This window comes from Niastella koreensis GR20-10 (assembly GCF_000246855.1).
GTDB classification, from domain to species: Bacteria; Bacteroidota; Bacteroidia; order Chitinophagales; family Chitinophagaceae; genus Niastella; species Niastella koreensis.
Genome location: NC_016609.1, coordinates 6,087,336 through 6,099,196 on the forward strand (window position 1 = coordinate 6,087,336; position 11,861 = coordinate 6,099,196).

General features: G+C 45.6%; 6 protein-coding genes. All 6 read right to left on the reverse strand.

From position 1 onward, the window contains the following. Nucleotides 1–39 precede the first annotated feature (39 nt). Nucleotides 40–3,843, reverse strand: a complete 3,804-nt coding sequence (gene rpoB / locus NIAKO_RS24165; RefSeq protein WP_014221083.1) for a DNA-directed RNA polymerase subunit beta — start codon at nt 3,841–3,843, stop codon at nt 40–42. Nucleotides 3,844–4,280: 437 nt separating this feature from the next. Continuing rightward, nucleotides 4,281–5,837 (reverse strand): RagB/SusD family nutrient uptake outer membrane protein, encoded by a 1,557-nt coding sequence (locus tag NIAKO_RS24170; RefSeq protein WP_014221084.1) that lies wholly within the window; start codon nt 5,835–5,837, stop codon nt 4,281–4,283. Between the two features lie 23 nt (nt 5,838–5,860). Continuing rightward, nucleotides 5,861–9,019 carry a SusC/RagA family TonB-linked outer membrane protein gene (locus NIAKO_RS24175; RefSeq protein ID WP_107685663.1) on the reverse strand — a complete coding sequence of 1,053 codons (3,159 nt, stop codon included), beginning with the start codon at nt 9,017–9,019 and terminating at the stop codon, nt 5,861–5,863. A 593-nt stretch (nt 9,020–9,612) separates the two neighbouring features. Further along, nucleotides 9,613–10,647, reverse strand: a complete 1,035-nt coding sequence (locus NIAKO_RS24180) for a LacI family DNA-binding transcriptional regulator (RefSeq protein ID WP_014221086.1) — start codon at nt 10,645–10,647, stop codon at nt 9,613–9,615. A gap of 130 nt (nt 10,648–10,777) precedes the next feature. Continuing rightward, entirely contained in the window at nt 10,778–11,152 is a 375-nt protein-coding gene (gene rplL / locus NIAKO_RS24185) for a 50S ribosomal protein L7/L12 (protein WP_014221087.1), read from the reverse strand. Nucleotides 11,153–11,311: 159 nt separating this feature from the next. Further along, a complete protein-coding gene (gene rplJ, locus NIAKO_RS24190; protein ID WP_014221088.1) occupies nt 11,312–11,857 on the reverse strand; it encodes a 50S ribosomal protein L10 in 546 nt (181 codons plus the stop codon). Nucleotides 11,858–11,861 lie beyond the last annotated feature (4 nt).

Consider the following 11,861-nt stretch of genomic DNA (forward strand, 5'->3'; position numbering starts at 1 on the left):
ACTCCTCCTCCGCCGGCTGGCGGAAGGCCGGGAGGGGGCCTATTCGAATTTCAGGTCAAGACCCAATCCTCTCAATTCATGCACCAATACATTGAACGACTCAGGAATACCGGCTCTTGGAATATTATCACCCTTAACAATAGCCTCGTAGGTTTTTGCACGGCCGATAATATCATCCGATTTAAGCGTAAGCAATTCCTGCAGGATGTTTGAAGCACCGTAAGCTTCCAGTGCCCACACCTCCATTTCACCAAAACGCTGACCACCAAACTGAGCTTTACCACCCAGCGGCTGTTGTGTGATAAGACTGTAGGGTCCGATAGAACGGGCGTGCATCTTATCATCAACCATGTGGTGCAGTTTAATCATATAAATAACACCCACGGTAGCTTTCTGGTGGAAACGGTCACCGGTTTCACCATCATACAGGTGCGTGTGGCCGTAGCTTGGCAAACCTGCATTATTGATGTTTTGAGCAATTTCGTCAGTAGTAGCACCATCGAAGATCGGTGTAGCGAACTTCACACCCAATTTCAAACCGGCCCAGCCTAATACAGTTTCATAGATCTGGCCCAGGTTCATACGGGAAGGAACCCCGAGTGGGTTCAACACAATGTCAACCGGCGTACCATCTTCCAGGAACGGCATGTCTTCAGCACGCACGATCTTGGCAACGATACCTTTATTACCGTGGCGACCGGCCATTTTATCACCTACTTTCAGCTTACGCTTAACAGCCAGATATACTTTAGCCAGTTTCAACACACCGGCAGGTAATTCATCCCCGATTGAAATGTTGAATTTCTCCCTCTTATATCTACCCAGTTCTTCGTTGTATTTGATGTTGAAGTTGTGCAACAAGGTATTAATAGCATCATCGATAGAAGCGTCACCAGTCCAACCCAGCGGGTTTACATTCTGATAGTCGATAGAACCCAGGTTCTTTGGATTGAATTTGGCGCCTTTACCGATCTGCACCTCACCGAAGTTGTTGTTTACACCAGCAGAGGCCTTGTCTTTCAACAGGGTTTGCAGTTTGTTCAACAATTCTTCTTTCAGGTCTTCTTCATTTTTCTCGTGCACTTTTTCCAGCTTTTCCAGGGCAGCCTTCTCACGGATCTTCGCGTTCTTATCTTTTTTGGCGCGTTGGAAAAGTTTTTTACCGATCACAACACCTTCTACCCCGTTTGGCGCTTTCAAAGAAGCATCTTTGGCATCACCGGCTTTATCACCGAAGATGGCGCGTAACAATTTTTCTTCCGGTGTAGGATCGCTTTCTCCTTTTGGAGTGATCTTACCGATCAGGATATCGCCTTCTTTGATGGCGGCACCTAAACGGATGATACCATTTTCATCCAGGTCTTTGGTAGCTTCTTCCGATACGTTTGGAATATCTGGTGTCAGCTCTTCTTCACCCAGTTTGGTATCACGTACTTCCAGTTCATATTCAGAAATGTGAATAGAAGTGAACAGATCTTCCTTGGCTACTCTTTCGCTGATTACGATGGCATCCTCGAAGTTGTACCCTTTCCATGGCATGAACGCCACTTTCAGGTTACGGCCTAAAGCCAGTTCACCACCCTGTACCGCATAACCTTCAGTAAGGAAGTCGCCTTTTTTCATGCGTTGTCCTTTTCTAACTGCAGGTTTGTGGTTGATACAGGTTTCCTGGTTTGTTTTTATGAACTTGGTCAGTTTGTAAACTTTCAGGTCATCTTCAAAGCTCACCAAACGGTCGGCTTCGGTACGGTCGTAGCGAACGTGAATTTCACTGCCATCAACGTACTCTACCACACCTTCACCTTCAGACAGGATCTGTACACGGGCGTCTCGGGCTGCTTTTGCTTCCAAACCTGTACCCACGATGGGGCTTTCAGGACGGATCAGCGGTACAGCCTGGCGTTGCATGTTCGATCCCATCAGCGCACGGTTGGCGTCATCATGTTCCAAGAAGGGGATCAGCGAAGCACTCAAACCCACGATCTGGTTTGGCGCTACGTCCATGAATTCCACTTCGTTTTGATCAAGGATCGGGAAGTCACCGGTTTGGCGTGAAGTGATCTTTTCTTCCACGAAATGGCCTTTTTCATCGAGCGGTGAACTTGCCTGGGCGATCTTGGCGTTATCTTCTTCTTCAGCACTCAAGAAGGTGAGCTTTTTCAGGTCAACCTTTCCATTGTCTACTTTATGATAAGGCGTTTCAATAAAGCCCATTTCGTTGATCTTCGCGTGTACGCAAAGCGTAGAGATCAAACCGATGTTCGGGCCTTCAGGAGTTTCAATGGTACACAAACGGCCATAGTGGCTGTAGTGTACGTCACGAACCTCGAAACCGGCTCTTTCACGGCTCAAACCACCGGGTCCGAGTGCGGAGATACGACGCTTGTGCGTGATCTCACTCAGCGGGTTGGTTTGATCGAGGAATTGTGACAACTGAGAAGTACCGAAGAATGAGTTGATCACTGATGACAACGTTCTGGCGTTGATCAGGTCAACCGGGGTGAACACCTCATTATCACGTACGTTCATACGCTCGCGGATGGTACGGGCCATACGGGCCAAACCAACACCGAACTGAGCATATAACTGCTCACCTACGGTACGTACACGACGGTTGCTCAGGTGATCGATGTCATCGATTTCCGCTTTACCATTGGTTAAACGAACCAGGTATTTGATGATCTCGATGATATCTTCTTTTGTTAAGGTCTTTTGATCGAGCGGTTGATTCAGCAACAGCTTGCGGTTGATCTTGTAGCGACCTACTTCCCCTAAATCGTAACGTTTGTCGCTGAAGAACAATTTATCAATGATACCGCGGGCTGTTTCATCATCCGGCGCATCAGCACCGCGCAACTGGCGGTAGATGTGCTGAACGGCTTCCAGCTCACTGTTTGAAGTATCTTTATTGAGGGTGTTATAGATGATAGCGTAATCACCGCCAACATCTTCTTTTTGCACGAATACGCTCTTTGCGTCCATATCGGCAATCATGTCAATTGCTTCCTCATCCAACACGGTATCGCGCTCCAGCACAACCTCGTTTCTTTCAATAGACACAACCTCACCGGTATCTTCGTCTACGAAATCTTCTACCCAGGTCCTCAATACGCGGGCAGCGAGGCGTTTGCCAAGATATTTCTGTAATGATTTTCTGTCGCTTTTCACTTCGTCTGCCATACCGAACAGCTCCAGGATATCTTTATCAGTTTCGTAACCGATAGAACGCAACAGTGTGGTAACCGGGAATTTCTTCTTACGGTCAATGTACGCATACATTACGTTGTTGATATCGGTAGCGAACTCCATCCACGCACCTTTGAAAGGAATTACGCGGGCAGAATAGATCTTGGTACCGTTGGGGTGAATTGACTGACCGAAGAATACACCAGGTGAACGGTGTAATTGAGAAACCACCACGCGCTCTGCTCCGTTTATCACGAAGGTACCGCGGGGGGTCATGTATGGAATGTTCCCCAGGAACACATCCTGAACGATGGTCTGGAAGTCAACGTGCTCTTCGTCATTACAACTCAGCCTCAGTTTCGCTTTAAGGGGAACGGCATATGTTAATCCGCGCTCCATACACTCTTCAATGGTGTAGCGGGGCGGGTCGATGAAATAATCCAAAAACTCCAACACGAATATGTTTCGTGTATCAGTAATGGGAAAGTTTTCCTTGAACACCTTAAACAACCCTTCAATATTACGCTTGTCGGGCGTGGTCTCTAATTGGAAAAACTCTTTGAAAGATTGAATTTGTACTTCTAGTAAGTCAGGTGCATCGGCAAGATTTTTAATTTTCCCGAAGTTGACCCTTGTTGACAGTTTTGTTGAAGACATATTGCTTAAAACCGGTTTTTTAAATTGTTCGTACGACAAAACATCTATAGACAAAAAAAATTTTCCTTGAGAATTTTACTCCTTTTTCGTTCAGTTTGAACTGTAAAGGTTAAACTCCCAAAGAATTATAAAAGAGGCAGTTATGTTAAACTGTACATGTACCAACGTACCTCTGCTAATTAGCTTTTGTGAAAAATGGAGGGCAAAGGTAAGAAATATACCTGAACGGACAATAATTTATTCACATTATCCTGCCGCCACTCCTGTAATTTTTTTCTGAATCGTAACACATTGATAAATAAAGCGAATAGCTGTTCTTCATGTTTTCAATTTACGTACTTATTCCCATTTGACCAAAATGCCCCCTGCCCCGCCCAAAAAAATAAGCCGCAAAGCGGGGCTTTGCGGCTTATTTATATGTATACTTATTTTTAAGCTTATACCCCCGGATAACCGTCGTTTTGCGGCCTCAGGTTAGGATTGTTTTGCATTTCAAGGGTGGGCAGCGGAAACAACAAATGTTTGGCTTGTAAGGTTGCACCGCTCTCAGGAAGTTTATGCCCCACAAAGCCTTCAAAGCTGTTCGTGCTTTCCTTGTAGGCTTTTTTCAGCCGCACCATATCAAACCAGGTTACCCCTTCATAACACAGCTCATGCCAGCGCTCTTTCCAAACAGCATCCCTGAAAGAAGCCTGGTTATAACTGCCCAGGGTCCCGGTTACCAGGCCTGCCCGGTCGCGGATGAGTTTCAAAGCATTCACTGCGCCCTGGGAAAGACCGGCGTCTGTTTCATTCTGCGCCTCGGCATAGGTGAGCAATACCTGCGCATAGCGGATGTTCATCCAGTTCAATCCGCTGTTGGCCGTTCCCGGTTTTCCTGCCGTGCCATTAGCTCCTATATCAAAATGTTTATAAATGTAGGGAGCACCCAGCGCCTTTAAAGCACCGCTGCCACCATCATAATAGGAAGTGTAAAAGAAACCCTGTCTGTCTGCAGTCCTCTTATCACCCGGTTCAAACGAGTTAAAGAATGTCAGGGTAGGCGTGGTAGACCCTACTTCTGTCCCATAAGCTGACACATCTTTAAAGTTGGGTAACAATAAGGGCTGGTTTCCATTGTTGGCTACACTGGCCTGGAATTGAATTTCAAAGATCTGTTCTCCCATATTTTCCTGTGACTCGTCGTGCAGACTGTTATAATCAGTAAACAGCGAGAATTTGCCGCTTGTAATTACCTCATTTGCTTTATCGGCAGCCAGTTGATAATAAGCTTTTCCCTTATTCAACGGATAACCAGCCATGGTTAAATATACTTCAGCCAGCAGCGACTTTACGGCGCCCAGCGAAGCACGCCCGCTCGCATCAGTCCATGACAAGCCCGAAGCTTCGGCGTTCTTCAGGTCGGTCACTACCTGGTTGTAAATCGAATCTTTCGAGGTACGGCCGGCATACACCATGGCATCGGTCGCCTTTAAAACAGATGTAGTAAGCAGCGGCACGTCGCCATACAGTCGTACCAGGTAAAAATAGGACCAGGCCCGTAAGAACTGCGCTTCACCCAGTACCTGCTTCTTTTTGGCATCATCCATTTTTATGGCAGGCACCCTGTCCAACACCAGGTTGGTTTGGGCAATTACCTGATACAGGCTGGTCCACCAGTTCAGTACAAACACGTTGTCGCCATTATAACTAAGACCAAGCAGGTTGTTCAGGTCAGTGTTTTGTCCTGTTTCAGTTTTGGCAGTACCGGTTGGCATTTCAAGCATAGAGAAGTTATTGGCAAAGATGCCGGCGCCGCCGGCAAAGAACCGGGTCCTGTCGTACGCGGCGGCAATGGCGGCATCAGCGTGGCCAGGCAGTGTATAATAATCGTCGGGCGTCAGGTTCGAAGGATCATGATCCTCATCAACCAGCCATTTTTTACAACCAGTGGCTGTCATGGCTAAGGCACATATCAGTAGTATATAAAGCGTATTTATGTTGCAGCGTTTCATATGAGCTTGTTTAATGTTAATTATTACAATCCAACATTTATGCTTAGCATGTATGTTGTTGGTTTGGGATAATCAAAGAAAGTCTGGCCCTGTGCAAAGGCATTACTATAAGTAGTCACCTCCGGATCGTTACCCGAGAACTTTGTTTTCAGGAAGAAATTCTGCACAGAAGCGCTTACCCGCAGCTTGCTCAGCTTCCAGCGCTCATATATTTTGGCTGGTACATTATAGCCGAGTAACAGGTTTTTTCCACGCAAAAACGAACCATCTTCTATCCAGCGGGTATCCACATTGGTTACATAACCGGCGCGGGTATCACGAATAGTAGCGATCATGGTATTGTGATCGTTCTTACCAGGCTGATAATAATTCAGTACTGAACTGAAGCTGTTAGCAATACCTGTACGGTCTTCACCGGAGTGGTGCGTTTGGTTCAGGATATCGTTCCCATACATGAAAGAAAGCTCAACAAGCAGGTCGAAATTCTTATAGCTGAAATCATTGCTGAAAGCACCCCAGCCTTTAGGATTACCATTACCAATGATCACCCTGTCGAGGTCATTGATGGCATAATCACCATTTATATCCTTGTATTTCAAATCGCCCGGCAAAATGGGTTTACCGCCACGGTAACTCTGGCTTGAGTATTTCGCAGCTTCTGCTCTTTCAGATTCTGTCCATACCCCTTCGCGTATCAGGCCCCAGAATGAACCAACAGGTTGGCCAACCTGGATGATACCAGTGTTTGATAAAAAGTTTGGATTACCTGAGAAGATGGGGGCCGGCGTAGCCAGGGAAAGCACCTTATTTCTGTTGAAGGAAATATTAAAAGTGGTGTTCCAGGAGAAGTCCTGGGTTTTGATATTTACCGTTTTCAAACCAATTTCAATCCCCTTGTTTTCCATGCTGCCTACGTTGCGGAAAAATGAAGAATAACCGGTTGATCTTGGCAATGGTGCATCCAGCAACATGTCTGTGGTTTTGCGATAGTATGCATCAAATTCCAGGTTGATCCTGTTTTCCAGTACACCCAGTTCAATACCAGCATCTGTCTGGGCGGTTTTTTCCCACTTCAGGTCAGGGTTACCTAACCTGCCGGTACCAATACCAGAGAACCGGGCGTTGTTGAAAATACCGGCATAGGAACCCAGTAAGGCGTCTGATGAATAAGGCGCAATTTCTGAGTTTCCTGTCAACCCGGTACTTACCCGAAATTTAAGATGGGAGATAACTTTATTGCTTTTAAGAAAATCTTCGTTGCTGGCATTCCAGGCCAAACCAGCCGAAGGGAAGAAGGCGTACTTATGGTTGTCACCAAATTTTGAACTACCATCAATACGACCGGTAACCGTCAACATGTATTTTTGCTTGTAGCCATAATTCACGCGGCCAAAATAAGAGTTGAACGCGAAATTGCTTTTGCCTGAGCTCGATGCGTTCTGCACACTACCCTGGCCCAGGTTATTATACTGGAAAAAGTCTGTAGAAAAGGTTTGGGCACTGGAATTATTGGAAACATAGTTTGTTCCCTGCCAGGAAAGTCCTACCAAGCCACTCACGGTATGATCGCCGCCATGAAAAGATTTGTTGTAGTTCAGGAAGGTCTCACTTGACCAGTATACTTCACGGTTATCAAAAATACTGGCGGTACCTTGTTGGTCCATGGAGATGTTGGAAAGCCCCCGGCCGCTGAACTGGTTTTCCTGTCTTTGTATCAAACTCACCCCAACCTGGCTTTTGATATCAAATCCGTTGCCGAGTAAAAGGTTTATATAGGAATGCCCGAGCATGCTCTGCACATCCACAATATATTTTCTATCGGTCATAATGTGAACCGGGTTGCTACCACCTTCAGCACCTGGGTACAGGTAGTTATCGCCCCAGCTGCCATCTGCAAACTTAACCGGCAAAAAGGGGAATGATTCTGTGATCATACGCACAGAGTTCAACCCGCCAGTACCCTGGTCTACCAGGTTTTCTTCCTGGTTATTATAGCTAATGCTACCGCCCATTCTCAACCACTCTTTCGGTTTCATGTCAAGCACAAAGCGCGCGGCATACCGTTTCAGATAAGAATTAAGCAGTAATCCATTATCATCGCGATAGTTCAGGAACAGACCATATAAATTATTGTCGCTTCCGCCGGTAACACCTACCTGATGGTTTTGTGAAAGCTTATGCTGTAAAGATTCTTTCATCCAGTCGGTATTATACAAAGGCTTGCCATTGGCATCAAACATGGTAGGCAGGCTCTTTCTTTTTACCCTTGGGTCTACAGCCTGAGAATAAACGCCTGCAGCCCAACCGTCCGGATCATACACTTTTATATTATCAAAGGCCAGATCTTCCAGATCCAGGTATTGCTGTGCATTCAGCATGTGCACTCTATGGGGACCAATAGTAGGCACACTGTAATTACCATCATAAGTAACTTTTGCTGGTCCGTTGGTACCACGTTTAGTGGTAATAAGCACTACGCCATTGGCACCACGGGCGCCATATATGGCCGTTCCCGATGCGTCTTTCAGTACTTCTACCGAAGCAATATCATTCGGGTTAATGTAGTCGATAGAATTACTGTTCAGGGTTTGGTTGCCGATGGGTATATACACCCCATCCACTACATACAGCGGGTTGTTCGAGGAGTTGATAGAACTGAAACCGCGGATGCGGATAGAGGTTTGCCCACCGGGGCGGCCTGAGTTGGTATTAACCTGTACACCCGGAATACGACCTGATAATGCTTCGTTCACCGAAGCTGCCGGCCGTTCCTGCAGTTGCGAGGCTTTTACCGAACCTACAGACCCAGTAAGGTCTTTTTTCCTGGCGGTACCATAACCAATCACCACCACTTCACTCATTGACCCTTTACTTAATTGCAATTGAACATTGAGGGATTCCTGCTCCCCTACCTTTACCTGAAAGCCTTCGTAACCCGTGTGGGTAAACGTGAGTGTAGCGCCAGGTACCGCACTGATTGTGAAACTACCATTAATATCGGTAGTGGCTCCCGTGTTCTGACCTTTTACCTGAACCGATACACCGGGCAATGGGGTACCGTCTTTGGCATCAGTCACCTTACCGCTTATTGGGCGGTTTTGAGAAAACGTTAAGGTTGAAATTAATAGTGCGAGAAAGCTTAGCAGACATAGCCGTCCGACGAAATAAAACTGCTTTTTCATACGCATGCTTTGGTTATTAAATAATTACTACATCGTTATAGCTAGTTGAGCAAAAACACCCTCCGGCAAGACATAACAATCCCGCCAAAAACTCAGAAGGTTTTAAGTGTAAGTGTAAATGCGCAACGGCACGCACAGGAATTACAGACCAATTCCTGTTTCTATCATACCAAGGGATTAAAAGGGGATTTACTTAGGTAACGTAATGCAACTAAAAAGACCGGTTACCTGAATGTTTGTTGTGCTTTTTGTAGGGGCAGATTATAAAGGGCCGTATTAACTTTTGGATGCTTTGGTATTGTTGAAACCAATACAATAATGGTAATAGAATTTCTGTGGGCTCATATGACAATTCGTTTTTGCAAATTAAAATTAGTGATTCTAAAACGTTTTTGCAAAATATTTATAGAGCGGGCCGGTTAATTTTTTGCAGGCAGGAACCTGCACATCTGGTAAATTGTATGTAATGCTTTACCTAAGCCAATTACAGCTTATTGGGTGCAATAACCAATGCAGGAGATATTGAGGTTAACGTGTGGGTATAACGAATAAAGACGCAAAACGTTGCAGGCATCTTATATGTAGTTGAACGCTTATTTTACTTTTTGTACATATTCTGTAGTACCCCGTATTACAAGGCCTGGTGAGATCTCGATTCTGGTTTCTCCGGGTGTGCCATTTCCCTTGCCCAGCTGCTCCATTAACAGCTCCAGGGCGGTTCTGGCAATCTCTTCTGCTGGCTGCTGAATGCAGGTAATACCAGGCGGGTACAGGCGAAATACATCATGGTCGTCAAAGCAGATCATAGCCAAATCATCGGGCAGTTTCAGTCCCAGGCGGTGAATGCCTTCCAGCCCCAGCAAACCCAGGTAGTTGGTGGCAAAGAACACAGCTTCCAAATCCGGGGTGTTCTTTATGAAATCAGTCACCTGTTGAATGCCCTTCTCCTTCTCCTCTTCGTATTTCAGGGTCAGCACCAGGTTATCGGTAGTCAGCCCTTCATTATGCATGGTATCGTGGTAGGCTTTTAACCGCTCGTCCATTTGTACCAGGTTCAGGTCAACGGTCACAAACCCAATACGGCGATAGCCCTTTTCTATCATATGAGCCATGCCTTTCTTCACCCCTTCGTAGTTATTAACAAGCACGTGGGGCACATCAATGCCCGGGAAATAGCTGTCCATAAGCACAACAGGCTTATTGTCGGCTATCAGTTCATTGATGTCCTGTTCCATGCCGGGGGTTGGTGTAATAATGTATCCATCAACCTGGCGTTGCGCCAGCATGCCTATGAGTTCCTTGCCCTTCTGCAGCTTATTTTCGGTACTTGTGTACACAATCTTATAGCCAAAGCGGGCGGCTTCTTCTTCAATGATGCGGGAAAGGGAAGCAAAAAAGTTACCCGAAATAGATTCAACGATCAGTCCCAGGATCTGTGATTTTCCGGTTCTCAGGCTTACTGCTACCGGGTTGGGATGATATCCTTCCTTTTTAGCAACCTCCATGATCTTACTGGCAAGCGTTTCACTGATGCGCATTTGTTTAGCCTTGCCATTCAGGACAAATGATACAGTTGAGGGTGACACACCGGCTATGCGAGCTATATCTTTGAGGGAGACCCGTTTCATATTTGATTATATGTTATATAAAGGAGACTACTAAACTATGAAAATAAAACTTACCAAAATGGTTTTCCCCTATATAATAAAAAAACCCCGGTGTTAACACCGGGGTCCATATAGCTAGTTGGAAGTTTAATTACTTAACTTCTACTTCAGCGCCAGCTTCTTTCAGCTTAGCAACCAGAGCGTCAGCATCAGCTTTGCTGATACCTTCTTTAACTGGTTTTGGAGCGCCATCAACTAAGTCTTTAGCTTCTTTCAAACCAAGACCAGTCAATTCTTTAACCACTTTAACTACGTTCAGTTTGTTAGCGCCACCGTTTTTCAGGATAACGTCGAAAGCAGTTTTTTCTTCTGCTGCAGCAGCAGGACCAGCAGGACCAGCAGCAACAGCTACAGCAGCAGCTGCAGGCTCGATGCCATACTCTTCTTTCAGGATTTTTGCTAACTCGTTAACTTCTTTAACAGTCAGGCTTACTAACTGCTCAGCGAATGCTTTTAAATCTGCCATTGTTATAAATTTTTCCCGCCTTCATTGCCTGTGCTCCGGCGGATGTTTAAAAAAATTTGATTGAAATAACCCTCAGGCAAGGGTTAATTATTTTGAGATTTTGCGATTTCTGGATTTTGGGATTTAAATCCCAAAATCGCCAAATCCCGAAATCAAAAATTACTGTGCGCGATCTTCTAATGCTTTGATCAAACCAGCCAGTTTGTTGCCAGCGTTCAGGCCGCTGATAACATTCTTTGCAGGTGATTGCAACAGACCGATGATTTCCCCGATAAGGTCGTTTTTGCTTTTCAGGGTAGCCAGGGTAGCCAGTTGATTGTCGCCCATGAAAACATCACCATCGATAAAGGCGGCTTTCAGTTCGGGTTTCAGCTTAATGTCTTTTTTACCTTTACCATAGGCATCACGGAAGTCGCTGAGGATCAGCGCTGGTTCCTTGGCATTCTCACTGAACATAATAGCAGTTACGCCGTTCAGTGAATCAAACATGCCAGCATACCTTTTTTCGTCCAGGGCTTCTAAAGCCTTGCGAATGAGGGTATTTTTGGCCACTCTCATTTCAACTTTCTTATTGAAACATACCCGGCGCAGGTTACCTACCTGTGCAACGGTCAATGATTCTGTATTGGTAACATAGAAATTGTTGTATTGAGAAAACTTCTCCTTCAATACTTCAATTACTTCGTTTTTTTCCTGTTTTGTCATAACG

Bases quoted from the DNA above. Each gene is read 5' to 3' on its own strand.
- rpoB (WP_014221083.1), bottom strand. From the start codon at position 3,843: ATGTCTTCAACAAAACTGTCAACAAGGGTCAACTTCGGGAAAATTAAA.
- NIAKO_RS24170 (WP_014221084.1), bottom strand. From the start codon at position 5,837: ATGAAACGCTGCAACATAAATACGCTTTATATACTACTGATATGTGCC.
- NIAKO_RS24175 (WP_107685663.1), bottom strand. From the start codon at position 9,019: ATGAAAAAGCAGTTTTATTTCGTCGGACGGCTATGTCTGCTAAGCTTT.
- NIAKO_RS24180 (WP_014221086.1), bottom strand. From the start codon at position 10,647: ATGAAACGGGTCTCCCTCAAAGATATAGCTCGCATAGCCGGTGTGTCA.
- rplL (WP_014221087.1), bottom strand. From the start codon at position 11,152: ATGGCAGATTTAAAAGCATTCGCTGAGCAGTTAGTAAGCCTGACTGTT.
- rplJ (WP_014221088.1), bottom strand. From the start codon at position 11,857: ATGACAAAACAGGAAAAAAACGAAGTAATTGAAGTATTGAAGGAGAAG.